The organism is Microbacterium sp. TNHR37B (assembly GCF_001620065.1).
In the GTDB taxonomy this organism is placed as follows: domain Bacteria; phylum Actinomycetota; class Actinomycetes; order Actinomycetales; family Microbacteriaceae; genus Microbacterium.
This window is the reverse complement of sequence record NZ_LQGV01000001.1, coordinates 320,681-336,988: the sequence shown is the minus strand read 5'-3', so window position 1 is coordinate 336,988 and position 16,308 is coordinate 320,681. Positions and strand designations below refer to the sequence as shown.

General features: G+C 67.7%; 18 protein-coding genes. 9 read left to right on the top strand and 9 right to left on the bottom strand.

Annotation, left to right across the window (positions count from 1 at the left end):
• The first annotated feature begins 54 nt into the window (after positions 1–54).
• The 3 genes from AVP41_RS01665 (at position 55) to AVP41_RS01655 (ending at position 2,287) form a co-directional block, all read left to right on the top strand.
• Positions 55–1,095, top strand: a complete 1,041-nt coding sequence (locus tag AVP41_RS01665; protein WP_067159853.1) for an LLM class flavin-dependent oxidoreductase — start codon at positions 55–57, stop codon at positions 1,093–1,095.
• A 64-nt stretch (positions 1,096–1,159) separates the two neighbouring features.
• Complete coding sequence (locus tag AVP41_RS01660; protein ID WP_067159850.1) at positions 1,160–1,936, top strand: SGNH/GDSL hydrolase family protein; 777 nt, start codon at positions 1,160–1,162, stop codon at positions 1,934–1,936.
• A gap of 90 nt (positions 1,937–2,026) precedes the next feature.
• Entirely contained in the window at positions 2,027–2,287 is a 261-nt protein-coding gene (locus AVP41_RS01655; protein WP_067159847.1) for a DUF6458 family protein, read from the top strand.
• A 52-nt stretch (positions 2,288–2,339) separates the two neighbouring features.
• Here the strand turns inward: AVP41_RS01655 and AVP41_RS01650 are convergent, their stop codons facing one another.
• The 4 genes from AVP41_RS01650 to AVP41_RS01635 all read right to left on the bottom strand — a co-directional run bounded on the left by AVP41_RS01650 (position 2,340) and on the right by AVP41_RS01635 (position 5,763).
• Positions 2,340–3,662, bottom strand: coding sequence for an MFS transporter (locus AVP41_RS01650; protein ID WP_067159844.1), 1,323 nt, complete (start codon positions 3,660–3,662; stop codon positions 2,340–2,342).
• Positions 3,663–3,707: 45 nt separating this feature from the next.
• Positions 3,708–4,376 (bottom strand): DUF4166 domain-containing protein, encoded by a 669-nt coding sequence (locus AVP41_RS01645; protein WP_067159841.1) that lies wholly within the window; start codon positions 4,374–4,376, stop codon positions 3,708–3,710.
• Positions 4,373–5,005, bottom strand: coding sequence for an SRPBCC family protein (locus AVP41_RS01640; protein ID WP_157532365.1), 633 nt, complete (start codon positions 5,003–5,005; stop codon positions 4,373–4,375). The genes AVP41_RS01645 and AVP41_RS01640 overlap by 4 nt, the downstream gene beginning before the upstream one ends.
• A gap of 83 nt (positions 5,006–5,088) precedes the next feature.
• Positions 5,089–5,763: a GNAT family N-acetyltransferase gene (locus AVP41_RS01635; protein WP_067159838.1), complete on the bottom strand. Its 675-nt coding sequence runs from the start codon at positions 5,761–5,763 to the stop codon at positions 5,089–5,091.
• A gap of 62 nt (positions 5,764–5,825) precedes the next feature.
• Between AVP41_RS01635 and AVP41_RS01630 the strand changes: the two genes are divergently transcribed.
• A complete protein-coding gene (locus AVP41_RS01630; RefSeq protein WP_067159835.1) occupies positions 5,826–6,743 on the top strand; it encodes an AEC family transporter in 918 nt (305 codons plus the stop codon).
• 101 nt (positions 6,744–6,844) lie between these two features.
• The gene (locus AVP41_RS01625; RefSeq protein ID WP_067159830.1) at positions 6,845–7,396 is read left to right on the top strand and encodes an HdeD family acid-resistance protein; all 552 of its coding nucleotides are present in this window, start codon (positions 6,845–6,847) and stop codon (positions 7,394–7,396) included.
• A gap of 69 nt (positions 7,397–7,465) precedes the next feature.
• Here AVP41_RS01625 and AVP41_RS01620 read toward each other — a convergent pair whose 3' ends face one another.
• On the bottom strand, positions 7,466–8,230 hold the full coding sequence (locus AVP41_RS01620; RefSeq protein ID WP_067159827.1) for an SDR family oxidoreductase: 765 nt from the start codon (positions 8,228–8,230) through the stop codon (positions 7,466–7,468).
• A gap of 89 nt (positions 8,231–8,319) precedes the next feature.
• Here AVP41_RS01620 and AVP41_RS01615 point away from each other — a divergent pair, with 89 nt between their 5' ends.
• The 4 genes from AVP41_RS01615 (at position 8,320) to AVP41_RS01600 (ending at position 11,114) form a co-directional block, all read left to right on the top strand.
• Positions 8,320–8,826: an NfeD family protein gene (locus AVP41_RS01615; RefSeq protein WP_067159824.1), complete on the top strand. Its 507-nt coding sequence runs from the start codon at positions 8,320–8,322 to the stop codon at positions 8,824–8,826.
• Positions 8,826–9,809, top strand: a complete 984-nt coding sequence (locus AVP41_RS01610; protein WP_067159821.1) for an SPFH domain-containing protein — start codon at positions 8,826–8,828, stop codon at positions 9,807–9,809. Before AVP41_RS01615 ends, AVP41_RS01610 begins: the two co-directional genes overlap by 1 nt.
• 10 nt (positions 9,810–9,819) lie before the next feature.
• Positions 9,820–10,590: a glycerophosphodiester phosphodiesterase family protein gene (locus AVP41_RS01605; protein WP_067159817.1), complete on the top strand. Its 771-nt coding sequence runs from the start codon at positions 9,820–9,822 to the stop codon at positions 10,588–10,590.
• Between the two features lie 149 nt (positions 10,591–10,739).
• Positions 10,740–11,114, top strand: a complete 375-nt coding sequence (locus AVP41_RS01600) for an RNA polymerase-binding protein RbpA (protein ID WP_067159814.1) — start codon at positions 10,740–10,742, stop codon at positions 11,112–11,114.
• Between the two features lie 41 nt (positions 11,115–11,155).
• Here the strand turns inward: AVP41_RS01600 and lnt are convergent, their stop codons facing one another.
• The 4 genes from lnt to tatA form a co-directional block, all read right to left on the bottom strand.
• Positions 11,156–12,694: an apolipoprotein N-acyltransferase gene (gene lnt, locus AVP41_RS01595; RefSeq protein WP_067159811.1), complete on the bottom strand. Its 1,539-nt coding sequence runs from the start codon at positions 12,692–12,694 to the stop codon at positions 11,156–11,158.
• Between the two features lie 38 nt (positions 12,695–12,732).
• Entirely contained in the window at positions 12,733–15,201 is a 2,469-nt protein-coding gene (locus tag AVP41_RS01590) for a DEAD/DEAH box helicase (protein WP_067159807.1), read from the bottom strand.
• Positions 15,198–15,953, bottom strand: coding sequence for a twin-arginine translocase subunit TatC (gene tatC / locus AVP41_RS01585; RefSeq protein WP_067162685.1), 756 nt, complete (start codon positions 15,951–15,953; stop codon positions 15,198–15,200). The genes AVP41_RS01590 and tatC overlap by 4 nt, the downstream gene beginning before the upstream one ends.
• A 75-nt stretch (positions 15,954–16,028) precedes the next feature.
• Positions 16,029–16,283 (bottom strand): Sec-independent protein translocase subunit TatA, encoded by a 255-nt coding sequence (tatA, locus tag AVP41_RS01580; RefSeq protein WP_067159804.1) that lies wholly within the window; start codon positions 16,281–16,283, stop codon positions 16,029–16,031.
• Positions 16,284–16,308 lie beyond the last annotated feature (25 nt).

The following is a 16,308-nucleotide window of genomic DNA, read 5'->3' as shown; positions in this document are numbered from 1 at the left end:
AAACTGTTCGTTCGGAGTCCTCGGGCCGGTCGGGGCTCCTCACAGGAGGTCGTGATGTCACATCCGCAGTTCGGGCTCGACACGTTCGGAGACGTCACGATCGATGCGACGGGGCAGCGCGTGAGCGACGCTCAGGCGATCCGCGACACCGTCGATCAAGCCGTGCTCGCCGACGGGGTAGGGCTCGACTTCTTCGGCGTGGGGGAGCACCACCGGCAGGAGTTCGCCATCTCCAGCCCCGAGATCGTCTTGGCGGCCGCTGCGGCCCGCACCGAGCGGATCCACCTGGGGACGGCCGTCACCGTGCTCTCCAGCGACGACCCGGTCCGGGTATTCGAACGGTTCTCGACTCTCGACGCTGTCTCTCGCGGCCGGGCCGAGGTCATCCTCGGCCGCGGCTCGTTCATCGAGTCCTTCCCGCTGTTCGGGTACGACCTCCGCGACTACGAAGTGCTCTTCGAAGAGAAGCTCGACCTGTTCGCCCACCTGCTCGGTGAGAAGCCGGTGACCTGGCAGGGAACGACGCGGGCGCCCCTGACCGGCGCCGACGTCTTCCCGAAGACGGAGAACGGCCTGACCGCGTGGGTGGGGGTCGGAGGCTCTCCCGAATCGGTCGTCCGTACGGCGAAGTACGGGTACGGGCTCATGCTGGCGATCATCGGCGGTTCGGCGGCGCGTTTCCGGCCCTTCGTCGATCTCTTCCACCACTCGCTGAACGAGTTCGGTCACGACCGGCGCCCCGTCGGCGTTCACTCGCCCGGGCACGTGGCCGACACCGACGAGCAAGCGTGGGAGGAGCTGTACCCCGCGATGGAAGCCAACCGTAACGCCATCGGCGCGGAGCGCGGGTGGCCACCGTACAGCCGCCTCCAGTTCCAGCACGATGTGGGACCGGAAGGCGCCGTATACGCAGGCTCCCCGGATCGGGTGGCCCAGAAGATCGCCGCGACCCTGCAGACGCTCGGTGCAGATCGCTTCGACCTCAAGTTCTCCAACGGCACCCTCTCGCACGACCGACTGATGCGTTCGATCGAGCTCTACGGCACACGCGTGGTGCCGCGAGTGCGAGAGATCCTGGCCGCCGGCGAGGCCTGAGCCGCTCGCCACACCGAGCTGCCCGCGACCACCGAGGGGAGACGCAGCGCGTAGGCTGGCCGTCATGTCCTCGGTTCGGTTCGTCGCCATCGGCGACTCTTTCACCGAGGGCGTCGGAGACGAGCTCCCCGGCGACGCGGACCATCCCGAAGGCTACGTCCGTGGATGGGCGGACCTCGCCGCGCAGGGCTGGGCGGCCTCACGCGGGGAGTCGATCGCGTACGCCAATCTCGCGATTCGCGGGAAGCTCGTGTGGCCGATCGTCCGCGAGCAGTTGGAGCGGGCTCTGGCACTGGGACCCACGCACCTCTCGTTCAACGGCGGCGGCAATGACATGCTGCGGCCCCGCACCTCGATCGCGCACATCGCCGATGCCTTCAGCCACGTCCTGCGACGCTGCGATGAAGAGGGGGTCACCCTTATCCTGCTCTCGGGTGCGAACCCCGCCGCCGGACTGCCCCTCGGACGGGTGATCCAGCGTCGGGGCGACCTGATGTCGATGGCGGTGCTCGATCGCGTCGCCCGCCGTGACGACGTGATCCGCGCCCTCAACTGGCCCGACAGCGAGCTGTCGCGTCCGTCGTACTGGTCGGAGGACCGCCTGCACATGAACGCCCGCGGTCACCACCGCGTCGCGGCACGTGTGCTGGAGGCGGTCGGCGAGCGGCCGCCGGAGAACTGGTGGGCTCTGCCAGAGTCGCCCGAGGCGGCACGGCTGCGGCGTAGCGAGTACTTCCGTGAGCACCTCGGACCCTGGATGCGGCGACGCCTGACGGGCACGTCGTCGGGAGACGGCCGCGAACCGAAGTACCCGGAGTGGATCGAGATCCCCCCGGGCTAACCACAGGCGTCGCGGCGCTGTCAAGGGAGCAGACATCACGCATTTGACGCCCTCACGATGGTCCCACCACCTTCGTGATTGGAGTGCGTTATGAGCATCGGTGCCGGAATCGCCCTGTTCGTGATCGGAGCGATCCTCGTGTTCGCCGTCGACGTGGACGTGCAGTACGTCGACCTCGACATGATCGGCTACATCCTGATGGGCGCGGGAGCGGTCATCTTCGTGATCGGCATCATCCTGCTGGCGCGCCGTCGTTCCACCGAGTCCGTAACCCGTACCGTCGATCCGGCGGTCGGGGAACGCGTGACTCGCACCGAGACCAGCACGTCAGGAGACTCCACCGCCGTCTGACGGTGGGGGAGAGGAGAGGGCGACCGCCACGGCGCGGTCGCCCTCTCCTTCGTCAGCGTCTCCGCGGCGGCTTGGTCCATCCGATGTGCGCGCGGGTCCGGGATCGCTCGATGACGATGAAGACCGCTCCGATGACCCACAACGGGATCTGCGTCAGGAAGGCGAGACGGAACGCATCCATCGAGTAGGTCGCCGGGGTGCCCGCCCCCTGGAGGTCCAGAGCCATCCCGATCGCGAAGACCGCGATCAGCGCTGCCAGAAACCCTCCGGCGTTCGTGAGGCCCGTTGCCGTGCTGAGGCGGTGAGCGGGGTTGTGGGTGCGGGCGTGATCGAAGGCGATCATCGAGGCCGGACCGCCCATCGCCAGCGCGATCGCGAGCCCGTACAGAAGCCAGTGCGGCGCAGCACCCGGCCACACGATCACCGCTACCCACGCGATGAGCTGCACGGCGATGGCGGGCAGCACGAGGACACGCGAGCGCAGGTGGGGAACGCGGCGGGAGAGCTCACCCATGACCGGCCCCAGCGCCATGCCGACGATCACATACGTGGAGATCACCGCTCCGGCGGCCGTGCGCGAGAGTCCCTCTCCCGCCGTGAGGAACGGCATCCCCCAGAGGAGGATGAAGGCGGAGCCGGCGAACGGCGTCGTGAAGTGCGACCAGAACGCCAACCGGGTGCCGGGATGCGCCCACGCGGCGCGGATTCCCACGCCGGTGTCCACCGACGAGGTCACCACGCGGATCGCCCCGGTGTCGGTGTTGACGCTGACGTCGGCGGCGAGGGCCGCAGGTCGATTGCGGATGAGGGCGAAGACGAGGACGGCGAAGAGCACCCCGAGACCTGCGATGCTGCCGAACGCGATGCTCCAGGACGTGGCGTGGAGGAAGGCCGCCAAGGGAACGAGAGCCAGGAGCTGCCCGCCCTGACCGACGATGCCGGTCAGCTGCACCATGAGCGGCGCGCGCTGTGCCGGGAACCAGAGGGCGATGAGCCGCAGAACGCCCGGGAACACCGCGGCATCGCCGGCGCCGAGCAGAACCCGGGCGAGGATGGCGACGCCGACACTGGGGGAGAGGGCCATCGTCAGCTGCCCGGCGGCCATGAGGATCATCCCCGCCGTCATGATCGGACGTGCGCCGTAGCGATCCAGCAGAACCCCGACGGGGATCTGCATGCCGCCGTACATCGCAAGCTGGACCACGGCGAACAACGACAGCGTCGCCGCATCGGCCTGGAAGCGCTCGGCGGCGTCCACACCGACCGCCGCGAGCGAGGTTCGGTTGGTGATCGCGAGGACGTACGCCGCCACGCCGACGGTCCAGATGAGCCAGGCCCGCGCTCCGGCGACGCGGGGAGCGGGCGAAGCGGTCACGAGTCCACGTTACCCACCCCGCGGCGAGCGGTCGTTCGCGACGCCCTAGGTGCGTCGCTCGTGACGGCGGGGGAGCAGGCGCGCGGGAATGTGCGATGCGGGCGTCCACTCGCAGGTGAACGACCCGCGGTAGCCGAAGAGGAAGCCGAAGCGCTCGTTGTGCACCTCCAGGTCCACGTGGAATCGTTCCTCGGTGTCATCGAACCACTCGCGCAAGCGCGCGCGGCCGCTGAAGAGGAGCGGGAAGGCGAAGGCGACCGGCCCTTCGTAGAAGCGTTGCGCGTGCGAGGTCAACACGAGCGCGCCGTCCTCGTCGACCGCGAGATCCAGATCCACGGCGAGGTGCTGATGAGTTCCCAGATAATCGACGATGCGGCCCGCGTCGTGGACCATCGTGGCGTCGAACCGCCGCCGCCGCGCGCCGATCGCGTACTCGCGGACGAAGGTCACGGTCTCCCGGCCGTACGGATCGAGATAGGGATAGTTCTCGATGACGAAAGGGACGTCGGTGCCCGTGTCCGGGATCAGGATGTTGCGGAGTCGCCCGATCTGGAGGAACGGCACCGTCCACCACGGTCCTCGCCGAATCTGCGTCATGATGCCACGTCCGATGCAGGCCTCGCCGCGATCGAGACCGACGCCGAAGCGTCGCTGGAGCTGGGGGTGGAGCCGGGTGAAGTCCTCGCCCATCACGCGTTCGAAGATCGACGTCATCGCGCCGTCTCAGGGGAGTGGAGGGAGGATAGCGTCGCCGGCGCGTCACTCAGATGATCGCCGCGCCGGGAGCCGCCTTCGGGGGAACGGCGGCACCGTGCCGCGCGCGGACGCCGCCGGTTCCAGAACCACAGCGCGCTGTGCAGGGGCCAGGCCTCCGGTTCCTCTCCGCGCTCGATCCAGATCCTCAGCCGATCGAAGCTCCACGCCGTGGCCCAGGCCAAGACGGGTCGAGCCACGACATCGGCCCAGCGCCCCCACCCGGGCGTGTAGTCATAGCCTGTGATGAAACGTGTGCGGTCGTCACCCGACGGCACATAGCGCCAGTATCCGCGCCCCGCACGGATCGGGGAGATCCGGTCACCCGTGAAGAACTTGAGCGCCGAGGTCCGACTGCCGTCGGGGCGGGATCTCTCACCGATGCTCACGCCGACACCCTCGATCGTGTGGAAGGGAACCCGTCGCGCATACGAGAACGACTGCACACCGGACGCATCTGGCTCCGCCGGGGTGATGCGCGAGAAACGAATGTCCCAGCGCGAATGCTGCGCCGCGTCCTGCGTCCGTCTCCACACCTCTTCGACCGGAGCGGAGATCTCGATCTCCACGTAGATGGCGCGGGAGGTCACTCCTCGACACTACCGAACAGGTCTCGGGGAGCGCGCCGGTCAGCCCGTCAGCCGGTCAGCCCAACAAACTGACATAATGTGCATTATCGGCTATTAGGCTCGTTGTCATCACGCGCAGCGTCGAGACCGATGAAGCGACGGAACTCCTTGGCGCCGCTCACCCGGATCGGCTCGCCGCGGACGAAATCGCCTGGGGTCAGCACGAGACGTCGCGACACCGCGGCCTCACCACGTCGCGCGAGACGCTGACGTCCATCGTCGCGGTAACCGACCTTGCGGCTCACCGCGAGCGACGCGGCGTTGTCGACGAACGCTCCGGATGTCACCTCGACCGCATCGAGATGGTCGAAGACGAAGGCGCAGATCGCCTGACGCATCCTGGTTCCCACGCCGCGCCCGTGGTGTTCACGTCCGAGCCACGATCCCGTCTCGCCCGTCCGGGTCGTGAGGTACTGCTGCGTGGAGAATCCCTGTGTCCCGACCACAGTGCCCTCGTACTCCACGGCGAACTCGAGCGACCACGCCGAGGGCGACCACCGGGCTCGCGTACCCCAGTGATACTGCGCGAGTTGGTGAGGAAGCTCGTCGACGGGGGCATCGGTCCAGGGATAGTGAAAGGGCATGACGTCGGGATCGTGGATTCCACGGACGGCGAGGTCGATGAGCGCGGGAAGCACATCGTCGGTGATGGGCCTGAGGATCACCGGCCCCGCCTCTACGCGTAGCCCGAACGGCGGGAAGACGGCGGTCAGGTCCATAAGCACAGTCTGCTCCTTCGGCCGCGCGCGAAGCGACTCGCCGCTGGCCCTAGGCTCGAACCATGTGGGACGCACTGACCGGCTTCGTCGTCGTGGGTCTCGCCATCGCTCTCGGCTGGCTGCTCGGACGGATCGATCTCCTCGGGCCCCACGCGCGTCACGTGCTGGGAAGACTCACCTTCTTCGTCCTGTCGCCCTTCCTCTTGTTCGTCGTCCTCGCACGCGCCGACGTGCACACCCTCTTCTCCGCGCTCCTGCCGGTATCGGCGATCGCGGCGGTGTCGGTGTTCGCGATCTATGTGCTCGTCGCACGCCTCTGGTGGCGGCGCAGCGTCGGTGAGACGCTCATCGGCGCCCTGTCGTCGGGTCAGGTGAACTCGAACAACATCGGCATCCCGCTCTCGCTCTATCTGCTGGGCAGCGCGGCGTACCCCGCGCCCGTCATCCTCATGCAGCTCGTGATCTTCACTCCGATCAGCATGGCGATCTTCGAAGCCGTCTCCACGGGGCAGCGACGGCCGGGAGCGATCCTTCGCCGAACCGCCACGAACCCGATCGTGGTCGGGTCCGTGCTCGGCATGCTCGTGTCGGTGTCGGGGATCGCACTTCCTCCGGTCGCGATCGAGCCGTTGCTGCTGATCGCGAACGCATGCGTGCCCGTGCTGTTGATCTCCTACGGCATCTCGCTGCACGGGCAGCGGGTCCTCGGCGTGCCCGGTCGCCGTCGCGACGTACTCGTCGCGAGCGTCCTCAAGCTCGCGGTGATGCCGATCGTCGCCTGGGCGGTCGCCGCGCATCTGCTCCACCTCTCCCCCGCCGACGTGCTCATCGTGACCGTCTTGGCCGCGCTTCCCACCGCGCAGAACGTCTTCAACTACGCGCAACGCTTCGATATCGGCGAGCCGATCGCCCGCGACACCGTCTTCGTGACGACCCTCGGATGCGTTCCCGTGCTGCTGCTGATCACCTGGCTGCTGTAGGCGATCAGTCGTCACGTTCTGACGCACCCACTCCCCCCGGCACGGCCCGAGGACTACGCTGGGAGCGTTCCCTCACAGGGATTTCCCAGAAAGGCACCGTCATGTCTACCGCAACCTCTTTCGAGAAGGACGCCGTGACCGGCATCCGCGTCACGCTGGGCCTTGCCGGCATCCTCACCCTGATCGCCGGGATCCTGATCCTGGTCTGGCCGGGTCAGACTGCCGCCGTGGTCACCGGGATCCTCGCCATCTACGTCATCGCGACCGGGCTGGTGTACGCCGGCCTCGGGATCTTCAGCAAGACCAAGGGCGGGTGGGTGCGCGTCGGACACATCGTCCTGGGCCTGCTCTTCGTCGCGTCGGGCATCATCGCCTTCGCGAACCTCGCCGCCACGACCGTGTGGCTTGCCGTCTTCGTCTCGGTGTTCATCGGGATCGCCTGGATCGTGGAGGGCGTCGTCTCGCTCTCGACGTTGGGCGACGCGAAGTCCAAGGCCTGGACGATCCTCTTCGCCATCGTCAGCGTGATCGCCGGCGCCTACCTCCTGCTGTCGCCCCTCTGGGCAGCCGTCGTGCTCTGGTGGCTTCTGGGGATCATGCTCATCGCGATGGGCGTGCTCAACCTCGTACGCGCCTTCACGTTCGGAAAGTAGTCCTCCTACGATGCGGCGGCCCGGAGGAACATCTCCCAACGGGCCGCCGCATCGCATGTGCGGATAGGGTCACTGACCCCCGAACGAGCTCACATCGCCGATCAGGCGGGTGTTGTCGGCAGGAATGGGTTCGACGGCTGCCAGAGCGACCTGCTCGGCGAACTCCGAGACGTTGTAGAGCTTGCCTGCCGATTCCCGGCGCGATTCGATCGCTCCCGGATTGGCGCGCTCGAGGAGCGTCGCGGTGATCGTTCCCTCGATCATGTCGCCGGAGACGACGACGAACCCGATGCCCCGTTCCGCAAGACCGGGGATGCGCTCACGGAGGGCGTCTTCACCGGCGCGCTTGGACAGTGCGACGACCTCATACTCCGGCATGGTCGGGGTGGTGCGGATGAAGTGGGCCTGGTGACTGGTCACGAAAACCACGCGGGAGCCGTCGTCGAGCAGGGGAAGGGCGGCGTCCAGGACACCGAGCTGCGCATCCCGGTTGAGGGTCATGGCATAGTCCTCGGCCATGCCGCCTTCCATACCACCCGAGGCGTTGAGCACCAGGATGTCGAGCGAGCCGAACCGATCCTTGACGGCGGCGAACATCTCGGCAACGGAGGCGGAGTCGGTAAGATCTGCACCGACGACGAGCACCTCGACGCCGAGTTCGCGCAACTCCGCCGCCAGCTTCTCCGCGCGAGGCGCTTTGTTGCGGAAGTTGATCACGACGTTTGCGCCGGCCTGGGCGAAGTACCGCACCGTGTCGGCCCCGATTCCCCGAGAGGAGCCGGTCACGAGCGCGGTGCGACCGGCGAGGGCGCCGGCAGGAATGGGCTGAGACATGGCGTTCAGCCTATCAACCGCCCCTTCCCCCTCCCCGCGTCGCACCGGGGTGTTAGGGTTCGAGAGAGCACTCGCGGAAGGAGGCAACGGTGTTGCCTGACCTCACCCAGTATCTCTGGATCGTCTGGCTGGTGCTCGCGTTGCTCTTCGTCATCATCGAACTGCTGACGTTGGAGTTCACGTTCCTGATGCTGGCCGGAGGCACGCTCATCGGCGGACTCGGCGTCAACCTCCTCGGCGGCGCGTGGTGGGCACAGGTGCTGGCCGCGGCCGCCATCGCCGCGCTCCTCCTCTTCACGATCCGCCCCCTGCTCTTGCGCGCCCTCCATCGGAGCAGTCAGCCGCAACCCACCAACGTCGATGCCCTCTACGGTCTCGGCGCACGTGTCCTTGCCCCCTTCACCGACTCCGCCGGATCGGTCAAGCTCGACAACGGCGAGACCTGGACCGCACGGCTGGTCGGACCCGACCCCGGACTGGACGTTGGCTCCCGCGTCGTCGTCACTGCGGTGCGCGGCGCCACGGTCGAGGTCGCTCCCACAGAGACCCCATCCCTGCCCCCAGACCCCACCCCCGGAGAGAGGAGCGCGGACTGATGCCCATCGACCTCGGCGCATTCATCGGACAGATCTTCATCATCGTCCTCCTGGTCGTCGTCGCGATCTTCGTGATCGTCGTCGTCTTCCGGTCGATCCGAATCATCCCGCAGGCCTACGCCGGCGTCGTCGAGCGCCTGGGCCGCTACCAGCGAACCCTCTCCCCCGGTCTGAACCTGCTCGTGCCGTTCATCGACCGGCTTCGACCCCTCGTCGACATGCGGGAGCAGGTCGTCTCGTTCCCGCCGCAGCCCGTGATCACCGAGGACAACCTCGTGGTCTCCATCGATACGGTGGTCTACTTCCAGGTCACCGACGCGCGCGCCGCCACCTACGAGATCGCCAACTATTTGGGAGCGGTGGAGCAGCTGACCACGACGACCCTCCGAAACGTCGTCGGCGGGCTGAACCTGGAAGAGGCGCTCACGAGTCGTGATGAGATCAACGGCCAGTTGCGCGTCGTGCTCGACGAAGCCACCGGCAAGTGGGGTATCCGCGTCTCGCGGGTGGAGCTCAAGGCGATCGATCCGCCCCACTCGATCCAGGATTCGATGGAGAAGCAGATGCGCGCGGAGCGTGACCGCCGCGCTGCAATCCTGACGGCCGAAGGCTCGAAGCAATCGCAGATCCTCGAGGCTGAGGGTCGCCGACAGGCCGAGATCCTCCGCGCGGAAGGCGACAAGCAGGCCGCCATCCTCCGCGCGGAAGGCGAAGCGGCCGCGATCACCTCCGTCTTCCACGCGATCCACGCCGGCCAGCCCGACGACAAGCTCCTGGCTTACCAGTATCTGCAGACGCTCCCGAAGATCAGCGACAGCGCATCGAGCAAGCTCTGGATCATCCCGAGCGAGTTCACCGAGGCGCTCAAGGGGCTCAGTTCCGGCTTCGCCGCGAAGATCCCTCCCGCCGCGCCGGCCGGTGCAGACGGCGGATCGAGCACACCGCCGGCGCCGCCCGCATCCAGCACTCCCCCCACCGCCTGATCTCCGCCGCGTGACGCATCCCTGGTTCCTTCCTGACCGCCCGCGCATCCTGGCCCACCGCGGATTCGTTCCCGATGACGCGGAAGGAGTCGTCGAGAACTCCTTGGCCGCGCTGGCCGGGGCGCACGCCGTCGGCGCGGAGTACGTCGAGTCCGACTGCCACCTGACGGCGGACGACGTCGTCGTTCTCCTCCACGACGCCGACCTCCAACGGGTCGCCGGCGACCCGCGAAGCGTGCGAGATGTGACGGTGCGGGAGCTCGAAGAGCTGATGTCCACGCGGGGTGGGCTCGTGACCCTCGCGCAGGCGCTCGACGGCTTCCCGACCCTCCGATTCAACCTCGACGTCAAGGCCGCCGATGCTGCAGAGCAGGTCGGTCGCGACGTAGCACGTCACTCCGACAGAGTGCTGCTGACGAGTTTCTCCGACCGCCGTCGACGCCTGGCCCTCGATGCGGCGCGCGCCCTCGGCGGCCGGCCGGCGACCTCCGCGGGAAGCAGCGTCATTGCTCGGACTCTCGCCGCCGTCGCCACGCGCTCGTCCCGGGCCGTCCGGCGAGTCCTGGACGGGGTCGACGCCGTGCAAGTGCCGCTCCGGCAAGGCCCCGTGCCCATCGTCCGTCGACGCTTCATCGATGCGGTGCACGCTGCCGGAGTCGAGGTCCACGTGTGGACGATCAACGACGAAGATCTCATGGCGGAGCTCCTCGAGCTCGGCGTCGACGGTGTCGTCACCGACCGCGCGGATCGGGCGTTGGCCGTCCTCCGCTCGCGGTCCTGAGTCGTCACACGGCGGCAGCTCGGAAGGCCGACGCGCCAGGGCGTCTGGGCATTCTGGGCATCGGCTGTGAAAGCGCCGCCCAGGCCGCCCGTTCGGATGACGCGCACAGGTCAGGGCGTTATACCTGACGAGGACGAGAGGACCACACAATGGCAGATCGCAGCCTGCGCGGCATGCGGATCGGCGCATCCAGCCTACAGAGCGAGGATGGCGTCGTTTTCCATGAGCGCGCGAACTTCACCTACGTGTGCACGCAGTGCGCACGAGAGACCGTCATGACCTTCGCCGCCGACGCGGAAGCCCCGGAGGTCTGGGAGTGCCGCACGTGCGGCGCCGAGGCCGTGCTCCGTGTGGGAGACACGGTCGTCGAGGTGGACCATTCCGGCGACAAGACGCCGCGGACCCACTGGGACATGCTGATGGAGCGCCGGACCATTCCAGAGCTCGAGGAACTGCTCGAAGAGCGCCTCGCTCTGCTGCGCGCCCGTCGCGGTGGCGAAGAGAAGGCGCGCCTCTCCGCATAACGCACACGCCATCGATGACGCCGGTTCCCTGGGAGCCGGCGTCATCCTTGTGCGGAGGACCGGGCTCGGCGGATCGCGAAGACGCCCGTGACGCCGAACGCGAGCACGATGCCCCACCCCAGCAGCGCCTGGACAGCGGGTCCGATGATCACCGCCGGAGTCAGACCGGTCCGGAGCGGGACGTCGGTGATCATGGCACCCGGCACGCCTGCGGCGAGCGACTCGACCGTCGACCCGTCGGGGGCGATGACCTGACTCGTGCCGACGGTCGAGAGATTGACCACGGCCCGCCCCGTCTCGATCGCCCGCATCCGCGCGAACGCCAGCTGTTGCAGGTTCTCGTCGGTGTCGCGGAAGTCGGCGTTGTTCGTCTGGAACATGTAGACCTCCGCGCCGTCGCGCGCCCCGCTCCAGATGACGTCGTCGTAGATGACATCGAAACAGATTGCGAGGCCCACCCCGACGCCGTCCACATCGAAGAACGGCGGGTTGGTGCCGGGAGTGTACTCCCGCTGGATGAGGCCGATGAGGTCGGGGGCGAGCATCTCGAAGAACCACCGGTCGGGGACGTACTCCCCCATCGGCACCGGATGGCTCTTGTCGTGAATGGCGACGGGGTTGTGCTCGCCGACGTGCCACAGCATGGACGTGTTGAACGTCTGATCGCCGCGCTCGGTCGCTGCATTGACGATGAGAGGCGCATCGAACTCGCCGGACAGTCGATCCAGGACTCGTGCGACCGAGGCATTCCGAGTGGGGTCAGCATCGATCCCCCCTTCCGGCCACAACAGGACATCGAGATCCTGCCCCGAGAGCTGCGCCGTCGCGTCGAGCTGTGATTGCAGCACCGCGTAGGGCTCACGCGTGTCGAAGTAGCCGGCCGGGCCGTTCCCCTGCACGGCACCCACGCGGATCGTTCCCGCGTCGAAGGTGGGGAACTGAGGAACCAGCACGAGCGCCGCGAGCACGAGTGCGGCGGGAGTCATCCTGACCGGCGCGCGCCACGCACGCAGCCGGACGATCTCGCCGACGGCCGCGACGACGAAGACCATCAGGAACGTGAGCCCGGTCACGCCGGTCCAGGAGGCGACATGAGCCAGCGGACTCTCCGCCTGACTCATCCCGATCCTGCCCCACGGGAATCCCGTGTAGGGCCACGCACCGAGCCATAGTTCCCGGGCCGTCCACAGCCCCGCCACCAACGCGGGAAGCAGCACCAGACGGGCCCAGGTACCCCCACGGAGGCGCGGCAGCCAACGGTAGGCCAACGCGATCGCGATGGCTCCGATCGCGCTCAGCAAGGTCTCGATCCCCGCCAGGGCGAACCAAGGGACGACACCCAGGTAGCGGGTGATCCATACGATGTGAATCAGGTAGAACGACGCTGCGAAAGCGAACCCGACGACGAAGGCTCCACCCGCCGAGCGGCCGATCAGCGTCAGAAGCGATGCTCCCACTCCCACGAAGGCCAGCGGCCACCAGCCCACGTCGGGGAAAGCAAGGTCGAGGATGGCTCCGCCCGCGATCGCGACGAGGATCGCGGCCCATAACGGCAGCAGGGGTCGGGGATCGGAACGCACGTGACGAGCCTATGCGAGCGGATGGAAGCCGGCGGCGCTCAGACCGTCGAGTACGCGACGATCCCCCGCCTCACGCCGTCCAGCGCGGCTCGCGCGGTCGTGGCCACGGGCGGCTGCGCCACGAGGGAAAGCTGATCGAGCAGATCGATCGTCTGCTTGGCCCAGCGCACGAAATCGCCCGCCGCGAGATCGGCCTCCTCCAGGACCCGTTCCAGCGCCATGCCCCGCGCCCACGAGTGCATGGCCTGCGCGAGCCCCGGCGAGAAAGCCTCCGAGCCGGGGAGATGGTGTTCGCGCTCGATGTCGTCGAGTACGGCCCACAGCTCCTGAGTGCGGTGAAGCGCCGTGCGGAAAGCGCCGCGGGGAAGCCTCGGATCGCTCGCATCGTCACGTCGTGGTTCGTAGACCAGACAACACGCCAGCGCCGCCAGCGAAGGGGCGTCCAATTCGTCCCACAGTCCCCGGCGCAGCGACTCGGCCACCAGGAGGTCGCGCTCTCCGTAGATCCGCCGCATGGTCGCGCCCGCAGCGGTCAGCCGCGTGGTGCCCGCGCGGTCGCGCTCGACATAATCGAGAGCCGTCAGAACGTCGACGACGCGATCGAAGATCCTCGCCACCGTGCCCGTCCGCGTCTGGATCTGATGACGCAGCTTCGCCACCTGGCGCGAGAGCTTCGCATGGCGTTCCCCCCAGCGCGCGTGGTTCTCACGATCCGGGCAGGAGTGGCAGGGATGACGCTGGAGCGCCCGCCGCAGCGACTGGATCTCATTCTGGCGGTGCTGACGCGTCTTGGCGGAGGCCGTGCGGTCGGCGCGGTTCAGCTTCTCTGCCTCACTCAGACGCCGGCGCAGATCCGCATACTCCACGAAGTCGCCGCGGTCGCAGGCCATCGCCTTCTCGTAGCCCGCGAGGGACTGCTCCGCCTCTTTGACCTGCCGGGCGAGTCCGACCACAGCCCGGTCGGCCTGGAACTGGGCGAACGACGACTCCAGAATCTCGCGCGCGCGAGACCTGCCGAACTGATCGATGAGGTTCACGGCCATGTTGTACGTGGGGCGGAAGCTCGAGTTGAGCGGATATGTCCGCCTCGAAGCCAGGGCTGCGACCGACTGCGGGTCGAGCCCCTCCGTCCACTGGATGACCGCGTGCCCTTCGACGTCGATCCCGCGGCGGCCGGCGCGACCGGTCAGCTGGGTGTACTCGCCCGCTGTGATGGCGACCCGCGCTTCCCCGTTGAACTTCTCGAGCTTCTCCAGCACGACGGTCCGGGCCGGCATGTTGATGCCGAGCGCCAGCGTCTCCGTCGCGAAGACGGCCTTGACGAGCTTGCGTTGGAAGAGCTCTTCGACGATCTCCTTGAACGCCGGGAGGAGGCCGGCGTGGTGGGCCGCGACACCGCGCTCCAGATTGTCCCGCCACTCCCAGAACCCGAGGACCGCCAGGTCTTCGTCGTGGAGGGTGCGGGTGCGCTCGTCGACGATCTGCCGGATCTCGTCACGTTCCTCCCGCGAGGTGAGCCGCACGCCCGACCGTCGCACCTGCTGCACGGCGGAGTCGCAACCAACGCGGCTGAAGATGAAGAAGATCGCCGGGAGGAGGTTGGCACGCCCGAGCAACTGGACCACGTCCGGCCGGTCCAGGCGTTCGATGCGGTGGACGTTCGACGGACGCACCGGGCGGGTCCCTCCGCGCTGCGGTCGACGGCGCGTCGCCTCGTACGACGGCTGCGACCGCATCTGCTGCGCGCGCCGGTTGTTGTCGAAGCGCGATCCGGTGAACGAGCGGATCCGCATGAGCTCCTGATTGACCTGAGCCGTGGCCACTCCGGCGCGGTCGTCGAACAGGGGCAGGAGGTCGCCGCGGACGAGCACATGCTGCTCGAGCGGCACCGGGCGGGTCTCGGAGACGATGACCGCCGTGTCACCACGGACGGTGTCGAGCCAGTCTCCGAACTCCTCGGCGTTGGAGACCGTGGCCGAGAGGGAGACCAGACGCACCTCGGGAGGAAGGTGGATGATCACCTCTTCCCACACCGCACCGCGGAAGCGGTCGGCGAGGTAGTGCACCTCGTCCATCACGACGTAGCGCAAGCCCCGGAGCGCAGAGGAGTCCGCATAGAGCATGTTGCGGAGCACCTCGGTCGTCATCACGACGATGCGGGCGTTGCCGTTGATGTTGGTGTCACCGGTGAGCAGTCCCACTTCGCTCTCGCCGTACACCTCTTGGAGCTCGCGGAACTTCTGGTTGGACAGCGCCTTCATAGGTGTCGTATAGAAGGCCTTGTCGCCGGGCGCGCGCATCGCCAGGTGAATCGCGAACTCCCCGACGATCGTCTTGCCCGCCCCGGTCGGTGCCGCCACCAGGACGCTTCGCCCCTCTTCGAGCGCATGGCATCCGGCGATCTGGAACGGATCGAGGTCGAACCGTTGCGCATCGGCGAACCACGTCGTCACCGGGTGCGCGCGCGCGGCCTCCGCCCGCGCGAACCTCTCGGCCGGGTCGGTCACGCAGCCGTACCCAACTCCGCGGCCGTGCGCTTCGCGCGACGTCGATCGAAGAGCATCGACAAGCCGGCCGCGGCGAAGAAGAGCACCACGAGGATCCCGGCCAAGAGGAAGGTGGAGACGACGTCAGCGGGTGGGGTCGCGATGGCGGCGACGACGACGGCGATCACGACCGCCACCCGCCACGCCTTGAGAATCGCCTTGCCGGAGATGATCCCGGCGAAGTTCAGCGCGACGAGGAAGACGGGGAGCACGTAGGCGACCCCGACGATGAGCATGAGCTTCAGCACGAAATCGTAGTAGGTGCGTGCTTCGTAGAAGGCCGACGTGCCCTCGGGGAGAAACTCCGCCATGAGCTTCACGATGTTGGGCATCACGAGGAGGCCCGTGAGCGCCCCGGCGAAGAACAGCGGGATCGCGGCGAGGAGGAATCCGACGGTGTAGCGGATCTCTTTTCGGCTGAGCCCGGGCATGATGTAGGCCCAGATCTGCCACAACCACACCGGTGCCGCGAGCAGGATGCCGATGGCGAACGACATCCGCAGCTTCAGGTCGAAGGCACCGGTCACGGTCGTGTACATGACCTCGATCTTCGCCTCCTCACCGCGCGCGATCGCGATCTCGCGCACGGGGCGCGTGATGAACTCCATGAAGGGGTCGGTGAGGAAGTACGCGATCACCATCGCCACGACGATGGCCGCAGCCGCAATCAACAGGCGGTTGCGCAACTCAACGAGATGCCCCGCGAGGGACATCCGCTTCTCGCGTCGGTCAGGACGCGGCTTCTTGACGCGGGGGCGGGTCGTCCGCTCGGTCACCACGCTCCGTCGTCAGGAGGACGTGCGCGGCGAATCGCCCGTATCGGCGCGGGAGGCGGCCGGCTCGGAGAGCGGCGTCGCGACCGTCGGAGCCGCTGTCGACGCGGTGTCGGCCGGCTTGTCGTCGTCCTTCATGGCCTTCATCTCACCCTTGAAGACGCGGGCGGACTGACCGAGGCTCTTTGCCAGGGCGGGCAGCTTGGCCGCGCCGAACAACAGCAGAACGACGGCGAGGATCAGCAGCCACTGCCACCCATGAGGTCCCATGATGATCTCTTCCCGTTCGGAATGG